20 protein-coding genes are annotated in these 20,488 nt (G+C 41.4%); 15 read left to right on the forward strand and 5 right to left on the reverse strand.

Going from position 1 to position 20,488, the window contains the following annotated elements:
* Position 1 precedes the first annotated feature (1 nt).
* From IGI42_RS22155 to IGI42_RS22185, 7 genes are all read left to right on the forward strand, one after another.
* Positions 2-625, forward strand: coding sequence for an ABC transporter permease (locus IGI42_RS22155; RefSeq protein WP_438718233.1), 624 nt, complete (start codon positions 2-4; stop codon positions 623-625).
* 4 nt (positions 626-629) lie between these two features.
* Positions 630-1,541, forward strand: a complete 912-nt coding sequence (locus IGI42_RS22160) for an osmoprotectant ABC transporter substrate-binding protein (protein ID WP_438718234.1) — start codon at positions 630-632, stop codon at positions 1,539-1,541.
* On the forward strand, positions 1,538-2,155 hold the full coding sequence (locus IGI42_RS22165) for an ABC transporter permease (RefSeq protein ID WP_438718235.1): 618 nt from the start codon (positions 1,538-1,540) through the stop codon (positions 2,153-2,155). Before IGI42_RS22160 ends, IGI42_RS22165 begins: the two co-directional genes overlap by 4 nt.
* 696 nt (positions 2,156-2,851) lie before the next feature.
* The gene (locus tag IGI42_RS22170; protein WP_438718236.1) at positions 2,852-3,835 is read left to right on the forward strand and encodes an aldo/keto reductase; all 984 of its coding nucleotides are present in this window, start codon (positions 2,852-2,854) and stop codon (positions 3,833-3,835) included.
* Between the two features lie 212 nt (positions 3,836-4,047).
* The gene (locus IGI42_RS22175; RefSeq protein ID WP_438718237.1) at positions 4,048-4,731 is read left to right on the forward strand and encodes a flavodoxin; all 684 of its coding nucleotides are present in this window, start codon (positions 4,048-4,050) and stop codon (positions 4,729-4,731) included.
* A gap of 77 nt (positions 4,732-4,808) precedes the next feature.
* Positions 4,809-5,552 carry an SDR family oxidoreductase gene (locus tag IGI42_RS22180; protein WP_438718239.1) on the forward strand — a complete coding sequence of 248 codons (744 nt, stop codon included), beginning with the start codon at positions 4,809-4,811 and terminating at the stop codon, positions 5,550-5,552.
* A 158-nt stretch (positions 5,553-5,710) separates the two neighbouring features.
* Entirely contained in the window at positions 5,711-6,694 is a 984-nt protein-coding gene (locus IGI42_RS22185) for an alpha/beta hydrolase (RefSeq protein ID WP_438718241.1), read from the forward strand.
* Positions 6,695-6,807: 113 nt separating this feature from the next.
* On the opposite strand, the gene IGI42_RS22190 is transcribed toward IGI42_RS22185, so the two are convergent.
* A complete protein-coding gene (locus IGI42_RS22190; protein ID WP_438718242.1) occupies positions 6,808-7,380 on the reverse strand; it encodes a TMEM175 family protein in 573 nt (190 codons plus the stop codon).
* Between the two features lie 148 nt (positions 7,381-7,528).
* Here IGI42_RS22190 and IGI42_RS22195 point away from each other — a divergent pair, with 148 nt between their 5' ends.
* The 5 genes from IGI42_RS22195 (at position 7,529) to IGI42_RS22215 (ending at position 12,752) form a co-directional block, all read left to right on the forward strand.
* Positions 7,529-8,176 (forward strand): NAD(P)H-binding protein, encoded by a 648-nt coding sequence (locus IGI42_RS22195; protein ID WP_438718243.1) that lies wholly within the window; start codon positions 7,529-7,531, stop codon positions 8,174-8,176.
* Positions 8,177-8,194: 18 nt separating this feature from the next.
* A complete protein-coding gene (locus IGI42_RS22200) occupies positions 8,195-8,896 on the forward strand; it encodes a flavodoxin family protein (protein WP_438718244.1) in 702 nt (233 codons plus the stop codon).
* 58 nt (positions 8,897-8,954) lie between these two features.
* Positions 8,955-9,974, forward strand: a complete 1,020-nt coding sequence (locus IGI42_RS22205) for an alpha/beta hydrolase (protein WP_438718245.1) — start codon at positions 8,955-8,957, stop codon at positions 9,972-9,974.
* A gap of 236 nt (positions 9,975-10,210) precedes the next feature.
* Entirely contained in the window at positions 10,211-11,995 is a 1,785-nt protein-coding gene (locus IGI42_RS22210) for a penicillin-binding transpeptidase domain-containing protein (protein ID WP_438718246.1), read from the forward strand.
* Between the two features lie 64 nt (positions 11,996-12,059).
* Positions 12,060-12,752 carry a flavodoxin gene (locus IGI42_RS22215; RefSeq protein WP_438718247.1) on the forward strand — a complete coding sequence of 231 codons (693 nt, stop codon included), beginning with the start codon at positions 12,060-12,062 and terminating at the stop codon, positions 12,750-12,752.
* A 96-nt stretch (positions 12,753-12,848) separates the two neighbouring features.
* Here IGI42_RS22215 and IGI42_RS22220 read toward each other — a convergent pair whose 3' ends face one another.
* On the reverse strand, positions 12,849-13,733 hold the full coding sequence (locus tag IGI42_RS22220) for an AraC family transcriptional regulator (RefSeq protein WP_438718248.1): 885 nt from the start codon (positions 13,731-13,733) through the stop codon (positions 12,849-12,851).
* Between the two features lie 125 nt (positions 13,734-13,858).
* On the opposite strand from IGI42_RS22220, the gene IGI42_RS22225 reads away from it, so the two are divergent.
* The 3 genes from IGI42_RS22225 to IGI42_RS22235 all read left to right on the forward strand — a co-directional run bounded on the left by IGI42_RS22225 (position 13,859) and on the right by IGI42_RS22235 (position 17,788).
* Complete coding sequence (locus IGI42_RS22225) at positions 13,859-15,490, forward strand: glycoside hydrolase family 43 protein (protein ID WP_438718249.1); 1,632 nt, start codon at positions 13,859-13,861, stop codon at positions 15,488-15,490.
* Positions 15,478-16,893, forward strand: a complete 1,416-nt coding sequence (locus IGI42_RS22230; protein WP_438718251.1) for a PTS mannitol transporter subunit IICB — start codon at positions 15,478-15,480, stop codon at positions 16,891-16,893. Before IGI42_RS22225 ends, IGI42_RS22230 begins: the two co-directional genes overlap by 13 nt.
* A gap of 178 nt (positions 16,894-17,071) precedes the next feature.
* Complete coding sequence (locus IGI42_RS22235) at positions 17,072-17,788, forward strand: dihydrofolate reductase family protein (protein ID WP_438718252.1); 717 nt, start codon at positions 17,072-17,074, stop codon at positions 17,786-17,788.
* Between the two features lie 82 nt (positions 17,789-17,870).
* On the opposite strand, the gene IGI42_RS22240 is transcribed toward IGI42_RS22235, so the two are convergent.
* The 3 genes from IGI42_RS22240 to IGI42_RS22250 form a co-directional block, all read right to left on the reverse strand.
* The gene (locus tag IGI42_RS22240; protein ID WP_438718253.1) at positions 17,871-18,512 is read right to left on the reverse strand and encodes a DUF2922 family protein; all 642 of its coding nucleotides are present in this window, start codon (positions 18,510-18,512) and stop codon (positions 17,871-17,873) included.
* Between the two features lie 451 nt (positions 18,513-18,963).
* Positions 18,964-19,827, reverse strand: a complete 864-nt coding sequence (locus IGI42_RS22245) for an aldo/keto reductase (RefSeq protein WP_438718254.1) — start codon at positions 19,825-19,827, stop codon at positions 18,964-18,966.
* Positions 19,828-19,873: 46 nt separating this feature from the next.
* A complete protein-coding gene (locus IGI42_RS22250; protein WP_438718334.1) occupies positions 19,874-20,308 on the reverse strand; it encodes a MerR family transcriptional regulator in 435 nt (144 codons plus the stop codon).
* Positions 20,309-20,488 lie beyond the last annotated feature (180 nt).

A 20,488-nucleotide genomic window follows, 5' to 3' on the forward strand; every position in this document is an offset into this window, starting at 1 on the left:
AATGGAAAATTTTTGGAATCAATACGGTGCTGAGATTTTGTTAAAGTTATGGGAACATTTTTATATTTCATTTAGTGCGTTGTTTTTAGGCATTATTGTGGCGGTACCATTAGGGGCAGTGTTAACTAGGTTAAAAAAAGGATCAGAAACGATCATTAATGTAGTCGGCTTCTTTCAAACCATTCCTTCATTGGCATTATTGTCGATTATGGTACCCTTTTTAGGAATCGGCAAACTGCCGGCGATTGTCGCTCTGTTTCTATATTCACTTTTGCCAATTCTGCGGAATACGTATGTAGGTATTCAGTCGGTGGATGCCACGTATCTGGACGCAGCTAAAGGGATGGGGATGTCCAAATGGCAGCGGCTAGTACAAGTTGAGCTGCCACTGGCTTCCAGCGTAATCATTTCGGGAATTAAGGTATCCGCGGTTTATGTTATTTCCTGGACGACCTTGGCTTCTTATATTGGAGCTGGTGGTTTAGGCGATTTCATTTTTAATGGACTAACCTTGTATCGAATTGATTTGATCATGATGGGGACCATTCCAATTACTATATTGGCGTTAGTAACTGATGCTTTACTGAAGCTTTTCGAAGTGAAGCTGTCAGTGGATCGAGGGTGAGCAGATGAAAAAGAAAATAGTCGTTTTACTAACCTTTGTTTGTCTGTTTGTGGTTTTTGTTGTGTCCAATTTTTCTGATAAGGATGATACCCTCACTGTTTCTGGTGGGGTTACTTCGGAATCCCAAATTTTAGGCAATATTGTCGTGGAGCTGTTGAACCACTATACGGACAATGAGATTGTTTATTTTAATAATTTAGGTTCAGCCAACCTGATGCATGCAGCAATGGAAAGAGGAGACCTGGATATTGCTCCTACTCGTTATACTGGAACTGATTTAGTGGGTACCTTACATTTGCCAATTGAAAAAGATCCGGACAAGGCGCTAGAAATTGTGCAGGACGCTTTTCGAGAGCGCTACGACTTCGAATGGTTTCCTAGCTATGGTTTTTCCAATCAATTTACTTTTATGGTTACTCAAGAAACCGCTGAAAAATATCAGCTGAAGAAAGTCAGCGATCTACAGCAGCATGCCAGCCAACTTAGTTTAGGTACTGACCAAACATGGTATAAACGAGAAGGCGATGGTTATCAAGCCTTCACCAAAGAATATAGTACAAATTTTCAACGGGTTTATCCAATGCAGATTGGATTGTTGTACGATGCATTAGCAGCTAATGAGTTGGATGTCATATTAGGTTATTCCACTGATGGCCGCGTCGGCAGCTATGATCTGGTGATGTTGGAGGATGACCGCAAATTCTTCCCACCCTACACCTGCAGCTTAGTTGTTTCTGAGAAAACGTTGGATAAAAATCCTGAACTTGAGGAGATTTTGGCTAAATTAGAAGACACCATCGATACTGAATTGATGCAGCAGATGAACGATGCCTCCGACAGTCAATTGTTAGAGCCGGCTTTAATTGCTCGTCAATTTCTAGAATCAAACAATTATTTTGAGGAGGAAAGCCCATGATGCAAGATCTGCTGAACTATTTGAGTGACAATTCTTCTTATATTATTACTCAGTTTTTCAATCATATTTATATCTCAATTGTCGGGGTAGTTCTGACTTTTTTAATCGGCTTTCCCATCGGTGTCTTTCTATCCGACAATAAGAAGGCAGCTTCTTGGGTGATCGGTTTTATCAACGTTGTTCAGACTATTCCGTCAATTGGGATGCTGACGATCTTGTTGATCATTATGGGTCTAGGAAAAAATACTGTAATCGCGACAGTGGTTCTTTACTCGCTGCTGCCGATCGTCAATAATACTTATGTTGGTTTAAATAATGTCGATCCTGTCTATATTGACAGTGCTCGAGGTGTTGGTATGAGCCGCTTTCAAGTACTTTATCTGATCAAAATTCCGTTGGCTCTGCCAGTAATTTTAGCTGGCATTCGCAATGCTTTGGTTATTTCTGTAGGGATTACCACGATCGGATCCTTTGTGGGTGCTGGAGGATTAGGCGACATTATTCTACGAGGAATTAACATAACAGGTGGAGAACCAATCATCTTTGTTGGGGCAATTTTATGTGCGGTTATTGCTTTGGGAATGGATAGGTTGTTCAACTGGCTAATAAAGTGAATTGTTTTACAGTATGAGTAATTAGCCACGACGATAGGAAAGTGAATCGTCTCAATACTTTTTGGACTACTCGTCGTAAATAGATGGGTAGTTTTTTGACTATAAAGGAGAAATAAAAGCAAGAGGTGCTAGAAATTCTGCTACGTCAGTCTTTCTATTGGTGGTGAGACGTATCCGAGTATTACAAGAATGATCTTAGTATCATATTAAGAATCAGTGATGTAACATAACCAGTTGAACAAGACAAAGAAGACCTGAGGTTAAGTTCACCTCAGGTTTTCTTATTGGGAAAGCAAAAACTAAAGTAGATAGAATGGGAACAATCGAATCGATAAGTTACTTAAAAAGGAACTGTTAATTGTGCTGGAGAAACAGTTGGAGGGAAATGGACAAGAGCTCAGGGTAAGTGATGTACATAAGCAAAGATAGCCAAAGATATTTGGTGAGTTTTGAAAAGTTTTAAAAGGGGGTTAATTAGTAACTATAAAGGAAGAAATTTTTTTCGGATTAGTAAATGTATCTAACTGAAGGCTTTTTTTAAAATAAAATATGCGTCCATCACAATCAGAAAGATCATAAAACCAATAGTAGCGTTATCCACCTGAACAATGTTGAGGGAATTTTTGCGATTTTCTTGTTGCTTTGAAGCAAACTCCAAGGTTTATACTACAACATGATAAGTTAGGAGGAAAAGTGATGAACAAAAGAGAATTGGGTAAAAGCGGCTTGCGCGTATCGGAAATCGGATTAGGTGCAATGGGAATGAGCCTGCCTTATGGTGAACTTCCAGATAAACAAGAGATGATCAAGGTACTTCAAGAAGCTGTCGAATTAGGGGAACATTTCATCGATACGGCTGAGGTCTACGGTCCTTACACCAATGAAGAGTTAATCGCTGAAGCGCTAGCTCCCTATAAAGACGAATTGGTTATTTCAACTAAGGGCGGTATTAAGCTAGTTGATGGCAAACAGGTAATCGATGGTCGACCGGAAGTGTTAGAAAAATCAGTGGAAGGTTCGTTGAAACGCTTGAAGCTGGAAGCGTTGGATATATATTTCCTGCATCGGGTAGATCCGAATGTACCGATTGAAGAAGTCGCTTTGACGATGCAAAAATTAATTAATGCCGGTAAGATCAAACATTGGGGACTTTCCGAAGCTGGAATTCAAACCATTCGTAAAGCTCACGTGGTGGAACCGTTAACCGCCGTAGAAAGCGAATATTCTTTATGGACCCGCGAACCCGAAGAGGAATTATTGCCTACTTTAGAAGAGCTGAACATTGGGTTTATCCCCTTCAGTCCACTAGGCAAAGGCTTTTTAACTGGTAAAATTGATCTGGATACTGATTTTGGTGCTGGCGATGCTCGTAGTGCTCTGCCGCGTTTCCAAAAAGAAGCGCTGGAAGCCAACTTCAAATTAGTTGAACTAATTAAACAAGTGGCGGAAACGAAAAAAGCTACTCCAGCCCAAATTGCGTTAGCTTGGATTTTAGCGCAAAAACCTTGGATAGTACCAATTCCTGGAACAACCAAGATCAAACGGGTGAAGGAAAATATCGGGGCAGCTGAGATTCGATTTACTGCTGAAGAATTACAGAAACTAACACAAGCTGCTGATCAAATTCAAATTGTCGGTCATCGTTATACGCCAGAACTGGCAAAACGTGTTAGTTTATAGAGATTAACCAATAGGTGATAGAAGAGGTTGTGACGTTTTAGGTCACAACCTTTTTTGCGTTCTAATTCGTGCTTATTATCTGCAAAAAAATAAAAAAAACTCTTGCTATGAAGTGAACTCCAAAGTATATGATGGTTCTATACAAGAAGAGTTTGAGAGAAATGTGGAATGCAAAGGCAACAGATTATGAATTAAAAAAGGGAGGTACAAATGTGAAGAAAATACTTTTTTTATTACCAATGATTGCACTACTGGCTGGATGTTCTGGAGACAACGAAGCAACTAATAATACATCAATCAGTAATGGATCATTGACTGAAACTTCGGAAGTGAGAAATGAGGAGGGAGATGGTCGTAGCTTAGTTGCTTATTTCTCTTTACCGGTGGGTAGCGACACTGATGCAAATTCTGGTGCTAGCCTGCTAATTCAAGAGGACGGTAAGGGATTTGGTTTAACTGAACAGGTAGCTCAATGGATTTCAGAAGAACAAGAAGCTGATATTTTCCGTATTCAAACCGAAGAGGAGTTTCCTGACAATGTAGAGGATGTTATTTCTGAGGCAGACGAAGATCAAGCGGAATCCTATCGACCGGCTCTGGCGTCAACTATCAATAATTTAGATCAATATGATGTGATTTATTTAGGTTATCCTAATTGGTGGGGAGATTTACCAATGGCGATGTATAGTTTCTTGGAGGAAACAGATTTATCCGGCAAGACCATTATTCCTTTCAATACTCATGGTGGCAGTGGGTTGTCCGACACGGTGAGTACCATTGAAGAATTGCAACCGGGAGCAACAGTAGAATCTAACGCCCTTTCAATTTCCCGAGGACGGGTCGCTGATTCGCAAGCTGAGGTAGAAGAATGGTTAGCTGAGGTTACACCTAAGTAAACAAGAGGATGCTAAATAAAAATGTGAATTCAAAACTAAAGAATAAGATGACAAATATTGAATAGGAGGAAATAGTTATGAGTAAAAGTAAAGTAATCGTCATTACAGGCGCATCAAGTGGAATCGGGGAGGCAAGCGCTAAGCTTTTGGCACAAAGCGGTCACAAGATGGTGCTAGGTGCTCGTCGTAAGGACAAGCTGCAAAAAATTGTTGATGAGATTGAAATCGAAGGTGGCGAAGCAGTTCATCTGGCAACCGATGTAACTAAAAATCAGGAAGTGGAAAATTTAATCAGCTTAGCTGTTAAATCATTTGGTAGAGTGGATGTACTGATCAACAGTGCCGGTATTATGCCTCACTCACCGCTTAAGAACAAGAGAATTGAAGATTGGGATAATATGATTGATATCAACATTAAAGGAACCCTTTATGGGATTGGAGCAGCTTTGCCTTATATGACCGAACAAAAGGCAGGTCACATTATTAATATTTCGTCGGTGGCTGGACACTATGCCCATGCTGGCGGAGCCGTTTATTCCGCTACTAAATGGGCAGTTCGCGCCATCAGCGAATCCTTGCGGGAAGAGGTTGCCCAAGATGGATCAAATATTCGAGTAACGATTCTTTCACCAGGCGCAATCAACACCGAATTGTTGAATTCAGTAACGGATCCTAGCTTGAAGGAAAACTACGAGAAGTTCTATGACAATTTTGGTATCTCAGTTGACCGCGTTGCTGCAACAATTCAACAGGCAATTGATTTGCCCGAGGATGCGGCTTGGAACGAAGTCATTATTCGACCGACCAGACAGGTTCAATAGGACTGGTTTTGTAAATAACTGAATCGGATCATGTTTTTAGAAATAGCTAATTTTTAAGTAATCAGCTTATTTCTAGCTGAGTCCCTCTGAAGGAAGGAGCGATTTAGATTAAAAAGTGGACAATCGGTACTCTAGCTGTAATACTTGTTCTCATAGGGGTGGGGGTTCACTTTTTCTACGGATATGGAAACAAAGCATCCAACTCTTTAACAGCAATACCGAAGACGCCAAATAATGAAGAGTCTACCCCTGCTGCAGCAGATGATTTGCTGACGACTGACGATACGATTGGTCAAATGATTCATCATCCGGCCTTCGACGGTTTTGGCGAGTTACTCTTGCCGTGGGATAACCGTTCGGTAGATGAAGAACTGAGTCTTGAAAGGATCGACGAGCTAATGCCTTATCATAATCATGTTGATCCTGAAGTATCCGTTGCTGCGGTTAATCGTTTAATTAGCGACCAACAGGCGGGGAACACAATCTTTTATGATATTTACAGTGAAGAGGAAAAGGCTGACAATCCTGAAAAAGAAAATACCGGTTTATTTTTTTACAAAGGTGAACCAGGGCAACCATTTGCAATGATTGCGCCTTGCGGGGGTTTTTCTTACGTGGGTTCCTTACATGAGGGTTTTCCCTACGCCGATGAGATTAGCAAACAGGGCTACAATGCTTTTGTGTTGAAGTATGAAGTCGGAAATGAACGGGTAGCTACCGAAGATTTAGGGCGAGCGCTGGCCTTTATCACCACTAATGCCGAAGAACTGGAAGTAGCTACGACCGGTTATTCGTTATGGGGCAGCTCGGCAGGGGCACGAATGGTAGCCCGTATTGGATCAGACGGAGCAGCCAGCTATGGCGGAAATGGGGTTGGAAATCCCGCCGCAGTAATCACTGCGTATACTGGACATCAAGCGTATTCTGAAAATGATGCGCCGACATTCGCCGTAGTTAGTGAGGATGATCCCATTGCCAGTGCTGCCACGATGCGCAGGAGAATTCAAAATTTGACCGCAGCGAACGTTCCGGCTGAAATACTTACCTTTGAAAATGTCGGACACGGTTTTGGACTGGGAGTAGGAACGGAAGCGGAAGGCTGGTTAAATGAGGCGATTGCTTTTTGGAAAGAGCAGATGTAAGCAAGAGCTATTTAGGATTATTTCAATAGGATAAAAAAGACACGCTGCCTTCAAAACAATAAGGTAACGTGTCTTTTTTACACGATGAAAGCCCGCTTGTCGATAATACTAATTCATGTTGGTTCTTTCAACTGATTAGGAATAACAAACACCAGCAGTGTCAGGACAACCGCAAAAATCATAGCAGGTGGAAAAACTGTTACTGCCAAGAGTAAGCCAAGGATCTTAATGGCAATATCATAACTGGCCCAATGCCCCCGCTGGCTCATTCGTGCTATAAAAGTTGGATTGTGAGAATTAGGCTTAATTAAGGTACGATAAGTTACCATGTTGGAAAAGGTAACCATTAGCACGATAATCCCATAAAACCCTTGCGCAATACTGCTGGAAAAATCAGTAGCGACAATACTGGTAGAGTAAGGGAAAATAGAAGAAAAAAAGAGCATAATCAAGGTTGCCCAAACGGTTTTTCGTGAGATTGTTTCCACCAGATCCCATTCATTATGCAGGTTGACCCACATGGCACCTAGCCAGAAAAAAGAAATAGTATAGGCAAAATAATTCTCTCGCATTGCCCAAAAGCCGGCTAAAGATAAAGGCTTGGGGACCTCCAAGTCTAAAACTAAAATCGTCATAATGATCGCTAATACTGCATCGGTAAATGTTGCCAAACGTTCTTTACTCAACTTTTTCACTCCTTAGTAATCCTTGCCAGAATAGCACTTAGCGGACATGTGTGTAAAGAAATTGCATTGAGGGAGGTTTTATTCCTTGCTTTGGAGTTAGCTTCAAGGTGTAAGGTTAGGATAAATAAAAGAAAGAAGGAACTCAATCATGAAAATTTTATTATTAGGTGCCGCCGGTCAAGTTGCCGAAATGGTACGAGAAAATCTACTGGAAGAAACGAATGATGACTTGGTTTTATTTGCTAGAAATGGCAGTCAACGAATTAAGAATGTAAATACTGCTAGAGAAACAGTGGTAGACGGCGACTTTGAAGATACAACGGCGCTAGAAAAGGCCTTGGCAGATGTTGATGCGGTCTACTTAAACGACATGGGAAATACGAAAGGTGTGAAAACCATTGTCGCTGCTATGCAAAAAGCGGATGTTAAGAAATTTGTAGGGGCCTCTATTTTAGGTATTTACGATGAAGTTGCGGGTGCTTTTGGTGAATGGAACAACCGCATGTTAGGAGGAAGCTCTCGCTACCAAGCCCAAAAGGATTCCGCCCAAGCAGTGGAAGAATCAGGTCTAAATTACACATTATTGCGTCTTACTTGGTTGTACAATGAAGCCGGAAATGAAAATTATGCGTATACCGTCAAAGGTGAACCATTTGTCGGAGCTGAAGTTACTCGTCAAGCAGTCGCACGTTTAGTTGTAGACATTTTAACTTCAACTGATCCCAAATATATCGAGCAAAGCTTAGGTGTTTATGAACCTGGCACAGAAGACTACGCCAAACCAACGTTCTATTAAACGGGAGGACAAATTTTTATGAGAAGTCGACCAACAATTATGACTACTTTAGTTGTTGGGGCTTTCGTTTTGGCTGGTTGCCAAGGACAAGAATCTGGTAGCCGGTCGAAAGAAGGTTCTAATACAACGGCTCACACTAGTTCAGGAGAGTTAACTTTGTCGTCATCCAATGATTATGGACGGGGAGCAGAATCTGATGGCAATGACACCAATAATCAGGAGGCTCCTACCCGTATTTTAACCGAAAGTACAGATGCAATCATCATTTACTTTTCTCGTGGCGGAAACACTGAAAATGTTGCTCGCATGATCCATAATGCCAACGGTGCAGATATGTTGGAGCTGACAGTAGAAGATCCTTATCCGATTGATTACGAGGAAACGGTTAAACGAGCCGATCAGGAGCGAGATAGTCAAAATTATCCTGCATTAAGTACGGAGTTGCCAGACTTGTCACAATATGATCGGGTCTATCTAGGTCATCCAATTTGGTCCATGACTTTAGCCAATCCCATGTATCGCTTTTTAGAGGATCATGCCGATGCTATAAATGGAAAATCGATCTATCCGTTTTCTACGAATGCTGGTTATGGTAACGGCGATTCCGTGGATCTAATCAAAGATTATTTGCCTGATAGTACCGTCGATAATGGTCTAAGTATCCAAGATGAAGCGGTTTTGTCTGATCAAAATCGAATCATGGAGTGGGCGAACCAATAGCAGTGTGTCCCTTAGTTTCCATCCCGACCCTTTTGTCTCAACAATTAGGAGCGTAATCATGAAAAAATTAACCCAATTGACAGTTGGACTGCTGTGCTTAAGTTTTTTGCTCAGTGCTTGTAGCGAGAACGAATCAAACTCTTCTGAAGAGTTGCCTGCAACCAACAGTGAACAGACTACAGGAGGAAATAATATGGAACAGATCGGCTATACGGAAGCTGTTCCCAATAATTACTTAGCTCCGGCAGAAAATCAAGGAGAAGTTGTCCGGATCAATTATGACACTTATAATTATGCCGATGGTGGCGACAAAATGATTAACAAACCTGCCAACGTATATCTTCCTTACGGTTATGATGAAAACGACAATACTCAATACAATATCTTCTATTTTATGCACGGTTGGACTGGCAACGCTGACAGCTTTTTTTCAGCGGAAAATGGTGCAACTAAAAATATTTTGGATCATTTGATAGCAAATGGTGAGATGGTGCCGACAATTGTGGTAGCCGCTACATTTGATGAATTCAATGAAGGTGCTGATTTTTCTCGATCAGTGGAAGAATTGACGGTGTTTCATCAGGAGTTAGCCAACGAGTTGATTCCAGCTGTTGAGGGTCAGTTCCATACGTATGCCAAAAGCACAGATGCTGCTGGCCAGCAGGCTTCACGAGATCATCGAGCTTTTGGTGGTTTTTCTTTAGGTGCCGTAACTACTTGGTATACCTTTATCCATAACTTGGATGCTTTCCGGTATTATTTGCCGATGAGCGGTGACAGTTGGGTCATTCAGCAATATGGAGGTCGTAATCAGCCAATGGCAACTGCGGAATACTTGCAAAAGGTAGCAGAAGAATCACCTTATGGTTTGGATGGTTTTTATATTTATGCGGCAACTGGTACCCAAGATGCGGTGTTCGACCAAGTAGATGGCCAAATGCAGGCAATGCTGGAGCTGCCTGAGACCTTCAATGAAGAAAATTTCGTCTACAATTGGAAACGAAATGGTCGTCACGATTTCGAAGCAGTTAATGAGTACCTCTACAATGCTCTGCCTATTTTCTTTCCTAACGAGTAATACCTAACTATTAAGTGTTGCTGTCTCAAAAAAATTGAGGCAGCTATATTTTGCATTCAACAAATACTAAGTGATACACAATTAAGCAGCTGGTTAGCAATTTCAACAGCTTCCGTCTCTAAAGCTATGAGATTTCCTCTTAATCTGGCAGCATTATCGCAAAGCTCTCACAAAATCAACACAGGATGTCATTATAATTAAGTTACTAAATCTTTCACAAACGTGTGGTGAGTAGCATGAAAAAAATCAAAAAATTCTTAAGAGAAAAAAATAGTAGTTCTAACGAAAATCGGCGACGCGTCGGCTTGCTGATGATTGGTTGCACAATTATCGTTTTTTTAGCTTGCGCAGTTCGCATTTCTTATGTCATTCTTGCGGGACGCGTTGCAGGTGTCTCTTTAGCTGAACGAATAGAAACCCTTTATAACGGATCAGAAACCTTAATCGCTAACCGCGGCGAAATATTTGATCGAAACGGTCGTCCACTAGTGATTAACGGACAACAGTTTGACATGATCGCAGTATTATCTCCCAGCTATACTGATGGAGGCGAGCCGCGGTATCTTTCACAAGATAATTTTTCCCGAGCAGCGACGATTCTCAGCAATCACATTGACAGTACCTCCGAAGAAATTTTAGCGATGTTGGAAGAAGGAATTACCGATGATGGTGATGTTCTGTTTCAAGTAGAGTTGGGAAATGCTGGTAAATCCCTTAGCCAAGAACAACGAAATGCCATTGAAGAGGCATTAGCTGCCGAAAATATTCAAGGAATTCATTTTAATCCTACTAATAATCGCACCTATGTCAACGGCAGTATGGCCGCTCACTTGTTGGGGTATACAACGACCCAAGATGGAAAAGTTATCGGTGGGGGAGGTCTTGAGCAAGCTTATAATGAAATATTGCAAGGAACAGATGGACAAATTACTTACGAACGCAATGCCCAAGGAAATCCAGTTCCCGGAACAATCGCAACCACCAGACCCTTGGTTCATGGCACAGACCTAAGGACTACCTTGTCAGAGCCATTACAAATGCAGCTAGAAACCTTATTGAGCCGAGCGGATGACGCTGCTCAAGCAGAAAATATAACAGGTGTGGTTATGAAAGCAGACACGGGAGAAATTCTGGCTATGGCACAACGGCCTACCTTTAATCCTGAGACAATGGAAGGGACCGAGGCAGACAATTTTGTTTGGCGCAATTTATTTGTTGAAGAACAGTACGAACCAGGTTCTACAATGAAAATAGGTACGGTAGCTACGGCTATTGATAATGGCAGCTTTGATGCAGAAGAAGTTATCCCGGCAGGAAGAATTGAGGTAAATGGGACGGTCATTAATGATCATGACCGAGGTCAAAAAGGGCCATTAACCATGAGGCAGGCTTTCTCTTGGTCAAGTAATGTAGGAATGGTGGAACTTTACAATAAAATGGGCTCTGATCGTTGGCGACAAGCGATTGGCCGTTTTGGAATTGACGAAACGACAGATGCGGGTTTGCCTGGTGAAGTAGTTGGGTCACTACCTGATAACAATATTGTGGATTTAGCGATGAGTACCTATGGTCAGGCTGTTAGTGTGAATCAATTGCAGATGCTGCGGATGTTTAGTGCGATTGCCAATGAAGGTATTCCCGTTCAACCTAGAGTGGTTGCCGATGAGGAGAATACCCAAGAAAATGAGCGGATGTTTTCAGCTAGAGCTAGTCGGCAAGTATTAGATTACATGCGAGATGTGGTTGAAGACGAAGAGTACGGGACTGCCTATGATCTTTATCGCTTAGAAGGCGAGAACGTCTCGGCCAAAACAGGGACCGCCCAGATCGCTGCTGAAGACGGCAGTGGCTATTTAAGAGGAGCTAACGACTATATCTATTCGGTGGCGTTAATTTATCCATCTGATGAGCCGGAGTATATTTTGTATTTAACTATGAAACGGCCACAAAATTACTCGCCAACTATTTTACCTAATATTGCTAATCCAATTATGGCCAGGACAATCCAGCAAGGAGAATAATTCAAGCTGATTCTTAGCTTCTGATTTTTAGATAGACAAATTTTGAAAAATGAAGGAGAAACTTATGAAAAAAAGTTTAATCGTACTATTTAGTGTCATCGCTTTATTCACCTTAACTGCTTGTACAGGCAATGATGATGAAGCCAGCACCAGCGGAAATTCAGCTACAGAAGCTTCTGATGAAAGCCAAGGAAGCACCAGCAATCAAGGGGGAGGAAATGTCTTAGTCGCCTATTTCTCATTGGCTGAAAATGTGCCTACTCCGGTGACAGATACGAATACATCAGCCAGCACGTTAGCACTAGATGGTGAAGTAGCTGGTGCAACTGCCTATGTAGCAGCTACAATCCAAGATGCTACTAATGCCGATATTCATTCGATCTTAGTGGCAGAACCGTATCCTGATGACTTCGATGAAACATCCGATCGCAATCAAGAAGAACAAGGGAATAATGAACGACCACAGTTACAACCCAGCGACTTAGATATCTCTACCTATGATACGGTCTTTATCGGCTATCCGGTCTGGGCTACTGGCGCTCCTCAAGCCATCATGTCTTTTATTGAGGAAAATGATTTAAGTGATAAACAAGTTATTCCTTTTTGTACCCACAATGGCTATGGCAGCGGCAGCAGTTATTCCGATATCGGCGAAGCTGTAGGTCAATCGGAACTTGATGGCTTTGATATTGAAGCAGAAGAGCTTCCTGACTCACAAGAAACAATTCAAAATTGGGTAGCTTCGTTAGATTTATAGATTTGTATAGTATAATAGAAGAAACATGACTTCCCCGTCGCGCAAAAGGTACCATTGTGCGATGAGGAAGTTTTTTTATGCTTTGATACGATAAAATTAATCCTGTTCTTGTGTCTTTTTTCGATAAGCTCGAGGAGACAGACCGGTCCATTTTTTAAACTGACGGCTGAAATGTGTAATATTGGCATAGCCGATTTGTTCGGAGATAGACTCCACCGAAATATCGGGATTTTTTAGCAGGCGTCGGGCTTCTTTGAGTTTTAAGCGATCCAAATATTCCTTCGGAGAAATGCCGTAAATTTTCTTGAAGACCTCTAAACCATAGCTCATGCTGACATTGGCATCTTGGTAAATATTTTTCATTAATAGTTGTTCTTTGCTACGATTCTCATTCAGAAAAAAGGCGTTGAAGTTGTGCTGAATCGTTTCGGCAATCGTCCGAGCGAGACTTAGACTTTGAACGTCGTATTGGTTTTCGGCGGCCTCTTCAGAAATTTTTACAAAAGTGGTCATTAGTCTAGTCAATACTTCCAAGATGAACAAACGATCAGAAAGGGTGTAAGGAGTCGTCTTGTCATAAAGTTTGATCCATTCCTCTAGTATCGGCCGCAGCATGGCATTCTCGACACTGTCTACTGGATAAATCAATCGGCCATTTTTAATCATGATATAACGTAGCGCTGGATCATCAATGTCAAAATGGGCAGTAAAATAGCTCATTCCTTGATCTGAAAAGCAGCGATTAGTATGTAAAACACCGGGAGCAATCAATAAAATATCCCCTTGCTCCAACAAATATTTTTTTTGGTTAATCACTGATTCTTGTGCACCGTCTAAGATCAATAGAATCTCAAAAGCAGTATGGGAAGACTGGTAAGTTTCCCAGCCAGTTGGAACATGTTGCTTATGAGCTGAAAAAAAAGAGATGCTTGTATCTAAATAGGGCAATTTTTTGATATGACTGTACAGATCTTTTTTCATTTTACCTCCGTTGAAAATGGTAACTATAGCGTGTAATTTGACCTAGTTATCTAACTGGAAACTTATTATACTACTAAACAAGTAGAAAAGAAAACGGTTTTAAAACAAAGAGAGGATAATTAAAAATGATTGAAAATCCAATTTTAAAAGGATTCAACCCCGACCCATCCATCTGTAAACGGGGGGAGGACTACTATATCGCTACTTCAACCTTTGAGTGGTTTCCGGGCGTTCAAATCCATCATTCAAAAGATCTGAAAAATTGGCAATTAGCAGCCAGACCGTTAAATAGGGTAAGTCAGTTAGATCTGATGGGTATTCCTGATAGTGGTGGCGTGTGGGCACCGAATTTAACGTATGCGGATAATAAGTTTTGGTTAGTTTATTCGATCATGCGGGAACATCGCGCGTTTAAAGATGTGCGAAATTATGTTGTGACTGCGGATCAGGTTGAAGGTCCTTGGAGTGAGCCGATCTTTTTAAATGCCAGTGGCTTTGACCCGTCTTTGTTCCATGATACAGACGGGAAGAAGTATGTCTTAAATATGGTGTATGATTTTAGAAATTATCATCCTTGGAACTACGGAATTAGTCTTCAAGAATTCGATTTAGATCAGCAGAAATTAGTGGGTAAACCCACCATGATTTTCAAAGGAACCCACCTGCAAAAAACAGAAGGTCCCGTTATTTATCAACTGAAGGGCTATTATTATTTATTCACGGCAGAAGGAGGGTCTCAATTTGGTCATTCTGTAACGGTGGCTCGATCTAGTCAGTTAAAAGGTCCCTACGAAGTTCATCCTCAAAATCCGATTTTGAATGCTTGGTATGCACCAGAGAATTACTTGCAAAAAACTGGACACGGCTCATTGATTGAGACATCGAATAATGAGTGGTATTTGACTTATTTAGCCACTCGACCGATTAAACGTGCCGGTAAGGGCTTGTTCGAGGAACGAGGGTTTTGCACTCTAGGGCGTGAGACGGCGATTTCCAAAGTCTATTGGGAAAACGACTGGCCCTATATTGAAGGTGGGCAAGTGGCACAACAATTTGTCGAAGAAAGCGGACTACCGGAAGTTCCTTGGCCAAAGCCAGCTAAAAAGCAAACCTTCAAAGATGGATTACCAAACGAATTTCAAACGTTGCGTGTCCCTTTTAATGAGAAGATGGGAGAGATTTCAGAAGCTGGTTTGACTCTTTTTGGTCAGGAATCCTTGTATTCAGTGTTTGAACAATCCTTAGTGGCTCGCCGCTTTGAGGAGTTGAGTTTTACGGCGGAGACACAGGTAGACTTTTCACCTGAATACTATCAACAGATGGCTGGATTGGTTTGTTATTATAATAGTAAAAACTGGACTTCTCTGCAAATTACCCATGACGAAGAAAAGGGAAAAATTTTGACCTTGTTAGCCTGCGAAGGTTCTAGCCTATCTTGGCCTTTGCAAGGAAAAGAAATCATTTTAGACGCAACAACTAAGATTCAGCTAAAAGTAATGGTCGATCCAGTGCATTATTGTTTTGCTTACTCTATCGATGGCTTAACTTGGAATGAACTTCCTTGTACATTTGATACTTACAAACTGTCGGACGATTACATTGCAAAGCCATTTTTAGGGCCAACGGGCAGTGCCTTTACGGGAGCTTTCGTTGGCGTACATTGCAACGACTTGCTTGGAACAAGAAAAGCCGCAACATTCAACTATTTTAGCTATGAGGAAATAGCTGACAAGGAGGAACTGAGATGCAAGAAGTAGTGAATGAAACAAAAGGACAAGGTGTACGCGTGAAGCTACAACGCTTTGGTAGTTTTTTGAGCGGGATGATCATGCCCAACATCTTGGCATTTATCGCTTGGGGGATCTTAGCCGCATTATTTATCCCTACCGGCTGGTTACCCAACGAAGGTTTTAACGAAATAGTCGCTCCGACACTCAATTATTTGTTGCCTTTATTGGTTGCTTATACTGGTGGGAAACAAGTCTATGGCACTCGTGGAGCCGTGGTAGCAGCAATGGTTACTATGGGATTAATTGTTGGTGCGGATGTAACCATGTTCTTAGGTGCAATGGTCATCGGTCCTTCCTCTGCTCTTCTAATGAAAAAAGTCGATCAATTGTATGAAAACAAAGTTCCGGCCGGTTTTGAAATGCTGGTGCGCAATTTCAGTGCTGGATTTTTAGCAGCTATCGTCACCATTTTGTGCTACGTTGGGGTTGGTCCATTATTTGATGGGTTAAACAATCTCTTAACTAGTGGCGTCAATTTCTTAATGGATTACCGACTGATTCCTTTTGTTAGTGTTTTTATGGAACCAGCGAAAGTGCTATTTTTAAATAATGCAGTCAACTTTGGGGTTTTGACACCGATTGGTTTGGAGCAAGTTGCAGAAGCCGGACGATCTATGATGTTTGCAGTAGATAATCCCGGAGTTGGACTAGGAATTTTACTGTCTTACAGTATTTTTGGTAAAGGGGTTTCCAAGAAAACGGCTCCTGGTGCGATCATTATTCATTTCTTTGGCGGAATTGCTGAGATTTATTTTCCTTATGTGTTAATGAACCCTTTGTTGCTAATTCCAGCTATTTTAGGTGGCATGTCTGGAATCGCTACATTAATGATAACCAATGCGGGTATGGTTAGCCCAGCGTCTCCAGGTAGTATCTTCGCATTCATGGCAGTTACGCCAAGAGGTAGTCACCTTGGCATTTTATTAGCAATTGCCGTCGCAACAGTGGTTACTTTCATAGGTGCTTCAATTGTTCACAAGCTGACTAATAATGAAGAAAGTGACGAAGCCTTCGAATCAGCAGCTAGCAAGACAAAAGAAATGAAGCAGGCGAGTAAATCAAGTGTGGGTGCAACCAATCCGATTACTAAAATCATTTTTGCCTGTGATGCTGGAATGGGTTCTAGCGCGATGGGAGCGTCCATTGTCCGCAACAAGGTCAAAAAAGCCGGTATGGATTTAGAAGTAGTCAATCAATCGATTCGCGAATTGTCAGCAGATGCCCATACACTAGTAATTACTCAAAATGAACTCTTGGATCGGGCGAAAAAACAAGCGCCCAATGCTGCCGAATTCTTCGCAGTAGATCAGTTTTTGCAGGGAGAACAGTATGATGAGTTATTAAAAGATCTTGCTAATCGTAAGAATTAGATCGGTTACAGACACAAGTGCAGCCACTAAACAAGGTTGTTACTTGTGTTTTTTTGATGTAAATTTTCTGGTTGGACAATAAGTAGTGATTTTTAAGAAAGTCTGTTAATTACCTATTGACCTGAAGTTCACTTCAAGGGGTAGGATAATAGAAAAGCTCTTCGGAAAGGAACAAATTATGAAGCGACCTTATCTTATTTGCCATATTTTAAGCAGTATCGATGGAAAAATCAACGGGAAGTTTATGAAAGCCCCGCTAACTGGAAAATTTACTAAACAATACGCCGTTACTCGTGATGCGTTTAAGGCTGACGCTTGGGCTTATGGAAGTCTTACGACCAAAGAATTTTTAAACAACCGTAAACTGGAACTAAGTCATCCGATGACCATCGTGCCTGAGGGAGATTTTGTGGCTAAGACTGAGGCTGCTATGTATTTCGTATCAGTGGACACAGAAGGTGAGGTACCATGGGAAAGTGGCACGTATAAAAAAGCTGGACGTCCAGATTCTCACGTGATTGAGATTGTCACTGAGGGAACACCTAAGGAATACCTGTCACACTTGCGATCAATCGGTGCGTCATACGTGATCGCAGGTAAAGAGTGTCTAGATTGTCGGCTTGCAATGGAAAAACTTTATCAATTGTTCGGGATTGAAAAGGTGCTGCTTTGTGGGGGCGGTGGTATTAATTGGACCTTTCTGCAACAAGGCTGTATTGATGAATTGAGTTTAGTTATTGCGCCAATCACTGATGGCGGAACTGATTCCATAACGATTTTTGAGCAATCACCCCATTGGCCATCAGAAGACACGATCGGTTTCACTTTGACAAAGCATCAAGTAATCGAAGAAAGCGGATTTTGGCTGACTTATCAGGTGAACAACAAGAAGTAACTGAAAAAAAGTCTTATAACGACCCTCCAAGTGATAGATTTTTGGTCTAACCTTAGAGGGCCGATACGAATCTATTGTTTAGTTAGCGTTTTTTCTTCTTTTTCCGCTTTTGCTTTTTCTTATTCGCCTCATGATAGGCACGCAGTCGATCCAATCGTTCTTTTCGCGAATCCGCCACAAAATTGTCTGATGCGGAAGGTTGTTCTTTGTCAGTATCGTTTGTGTCAGTTTCAAGTTGACGAGCTGACTCACTAGCTATCCGTGTGTAGGTATTACTGGCAACCTTCTCGGTAGTAGTGGCTAGGGAGTTGCTTTCTTTCAAATCGCTGGTTTCTTCTAATGGTGAATTTACTTTACTAAAACCCGCATTATCTATCGTTTCAGTTGAATTTAGACCTTCGTTTGCTTCAACAGGTGTTGATTTTTCAGCCAGTTGATCTTCTGAAGCAACGATAGATGGTGCAAAAGCGTTGGTTTGATCTGTTACAGGTGCTTCAGCTTCTTTACGTAAATCAAAAATCGGGGTTTCGATGGTTTCGACAAATTTCGCTGAAACCACTTTTTGAAACTGGCGAACACCATTTTTTTGAAACAGGTTCAACGTGGTGATGGTCTCTAAAGCAGCTTGAATCTCTTCGGGACTTTTATTAGGATTTGGATCATTAAAGGACCAATGGTGTTTTTTACCTTGAGCATCCTCAAATACAGTGACTAGTTTTAACATATATATCTCTCCTCTTTATTTTAAGTTATGATGATTCATTCAGTTTTGTTCCGGCCGGTGACTAAAAGATACCTTAAAAGAATAAAAAAACAAAATGCGATTTTTTCCAAATACCTATACATTTTTTCCAGTGCCACTTTGTGAAAAGTTGATTTTATCGCACAGTAAAATGTACTAAAAGAAATTATAGGGGGTAGTATGGAAATTTTCGATTTTAAGATGAAATAGCTGATAAAGACCGATACAATAGGGTTTCTTTCGTTAAGGTAAGATAGACCTAAACAAGAATGTCCGATAAAATAACATCTGATGTGGCGATTGCTTGGATGAATCAACAAAAAATGGACATACTCTGTCTTTCTCGAGCATGTCCATTATGATTGATCTAATTTTTCGATTAGTTCGCAAAAAACTCCCTCAAGCTTTCACCTGGAGGAGAAGAAACCTGTAATTAAACACCCATGTGGCGACTTGCCATCCATTTGATCATTTGTGGATCAGCATGGGAGAAGAATTGGCTTTCGCCAACATTCAAAGTAGCGATTTTTTCTTTGTCTTCATCGGATAATGAGAAGTCAAAGACATCCATGTTTTGAGCCATGCGGTCTGGGTTGACTGATTTTGTCAGAACAATCACATCTTGTTCAACTAACCAACGAACGATAACTTGTGCCACAGATTTGCCATATTTGTTACCAATTTCAGTTAATACTTCATTTTGGAAGATACCGTTTTTGCCTTCAGCAAATGGTGCCCAAGCTTCCACTGCGATGCCTTCTTCTTTTAACGCAGCGATGTTGGCTGTTTGTTGTTGGAAAGGATTAATTTCGATTTGGTTGACTTGTGGTGTTACTTTGTTAAATTCTGCTAAGTCAACGGCACGATCGATTGCAAAGTTGGAAATACCAATGGCACGAACTTTGCCTTCTTCCTGCAATTCTTCCATTGCCCGCCATGCGCCGTAAACATCGTTATATGGTTGGTGTAACAACAACAAATCCACATAGTCCAATCCTAAACGATCCAATGAGCGTTCAACAGAACCTTTGGCTTTGTCGTAAGAAGTGTTTTCTACCCAAATTTTTGTCGTAACGAACAACTCTTCGCGAGCAACGCCAGCTTCAGCCAGACCTTTAGCGATTCCTTTGCCGACAGCTTCTTCATTCAAGTATGATTGGGCAGTATCGATGTGGCGGTAGCCGGCTTTGATCGCTTCGATCACCGATTGTTCTGCTTGTTGTGGATCAGTAATTTGGTAAGTACCAAATCCTAAAATGGGCACTTCAACACCGTTGTTTAGTTTAATTGTTTGCATTTTTGTTGCCTCCTGTGTAGTTTTAATTGAATTTCTAATGATTGGATTACTGATTGCTTTTACTTCGAAAATATTCCATCGTCCAAAGCTCGTCAATGTTATCTTCGGTCATTTCGCCGGCATTGAACTTGGCGATATGCTCGTCATAGGTATCAATTTTGTAGGCCAATAAATCACGGGTCTTGTGCATCTCTTCTAGTTTTACATCTAACTCCTTCAGCTGCTCCCGCAAAATATCTTTTTGAGCCAAACGTTCGTCGCCTTCAAGTTGTGACAGCAAAGCAAATTCCACCAGCGATTCGATGGACAGACCGGCTTTACGCAGGTTTTTGACTAAAAAGACCCAGTTTAGGTCCCGCTTGGTAAAAACACGGTAGCCCTTTTCATCACGGGTAATTGGCGGAATGACACCGATTCTCTCATAGTAGCGAATGGTATCAACAGTCAAGTCAAACATGTCTGCGACTTCTTTTATATTCATTCTCTTCATGCTCCTGCGCCTCCTTCTACCAAAATGAATGGCTAGGCTCGGTCACTCATTCAGTAACTAAAGTATAAGGTATGGAGTTGGCTCCAAGGCAAGCGGAAAGTTTGCTTTTCTCGAAAAAAACTTTTTCTGCTATGAATCGTAAAAAGTACTTGCCTTGGTGTGGACTTTAAC

The sequence above is a fragment of the Enterococcus sp. AZ109 genome (assembly GCF_051714625.1).
In the GTDB taxonomy this organism is placed as follows: domain Bacteria; phylum Bacillota; class Bacilli; order Lactobacillales; family Enterococcaceae; genus Enterococcus_A.

What these genes read in the sequence shown, in the direction of transcription:
- IGI42_RS22230 (WP_438718251.1), top strand. Translation starts at nt 15,478, where the DNA reads ATGCAAGAAGTAGTGAATGAAACAAAAGGACAAGGTGTACGCGTGAAG.
- IGI42_RS22160 (WP_438718234.1), top strand. Translation starts at nt 630, where the DNA reads ATGAAAAAGAAAATAGTCGTTTTACTAACCTTTGTTTGTCTGTTTGTG.
- IGI42_RS22155 (WP_438718233.1), top strand. Translation starts at nt 2, where the DNA reads ATGGAAAATTTTTGGAATCAATACGGTGCTGAGATTTTGTTAAAGTTA.
- IGI42_RS22195 (WP_438718243.1), top strand. Translation starts at nt 7,529, where the DNA reads ATGAAAATTTTATTATTAGGTGCCGCCGGTCAAGTTGCCGAAATGGTA.
- IGI42_RS22210 (WP_438718246.1), top strand. Translation starts at nt 10,211, where the DNA reads ATGAAAAAAATCAAAAAATTCTTAAGAGAAAAAAATAGTAGTTCTAAC.
- IGI42_RS22165 (WP_438718235.1), top strand. Translation starts at nt 1,538, where the DNA reads ATGATGCAAGATCTGCTGAACTATTTGAGTGACAATTCTTCTTATATT.
- IGI42_RS22235 (WP_438718252.1), top strand. Translation starts at nt 17,072, where the DNA reads ATGAAGCGACCTTATCTTATTTGCCATATTTTAAGCAGTATCGATGGA.
- IGI42_RS22215 (WP_438718247.1), top strand. Translation starts at nt 12,060, where the DNA reads ATGAAAAAAAGTTTAATCGTACTATTTAGTGTCATCGCTTTATTCACC.
- IGI42_RS22205 (WP_438718245.1), top strand. Translation starts at nt 8,955, where the DNA reads ATGAAAAAATTAACCCAATTGACAGTTGGACTGCTGTGCTTAAGTTTT.
- IGI42_RS22240 (WP_438718253.1), bottom strand. Translation starts at nt 18,512, where the DNA reads ATGTTAAAACTAGTCACTGTATTTGAGGATGCTCAAGGTAAAAAACAC.
- IGI42_RS22250 (WP_438718334.1), bottom strand. Translation starts at nt 20,308, where the DNA reads ATGAATATAAAAGAAGTCGCAGACATGTTTGACTTGACTGTTGATACC.
- IGI42_RS22245 (WP_438718254.1), bottom strand. Translation starts at nt 19,827, where the DNA reads ATGCAAACAATTAAACTAAACAACGGTGTTGAAGTGCCCATTTTAGGA.
- IGI42_RS22200 (WP_438718244.1), top strand. Translation starts at nt 8,195, where the DNA reads ATGAGAAGTCGACCAACAATTATGACTACTTTAGTTGTTGGGGCTTTC.
- IGI42_RS22180 (WP_438718239.1), top strand. Translation starts at nt 4,809, where the DNA reads ATGAGTAAAAGTAAAGTAATCGTCATTACAGGCGCATCAAGTGGAATC.
- IGI42_RS22220 (WP_438718248.1), bottom strand. Translation starts at nt 13,733, where the DNA reads ATGAAAAAAGATCTGTACAGTCATATCAAAAAATTGCCCTATTTAGAT.
- IGI42_RS22170 (WP_438718236.1), top strand. Translation starts at nt 2,852, where the DNA reads ATGAACAAAAGAGAATTGGGTAAAAGCGGCTTGCGCGTATCGGAAATC.
- IGI42_RS22225 (WP_438718249.1), top strand. Translation starts at nt 13,859, where the DNA reads ATGATTGAAAATCCAATTTTAAAAGGATTCAACCCCGACCCATCCATC.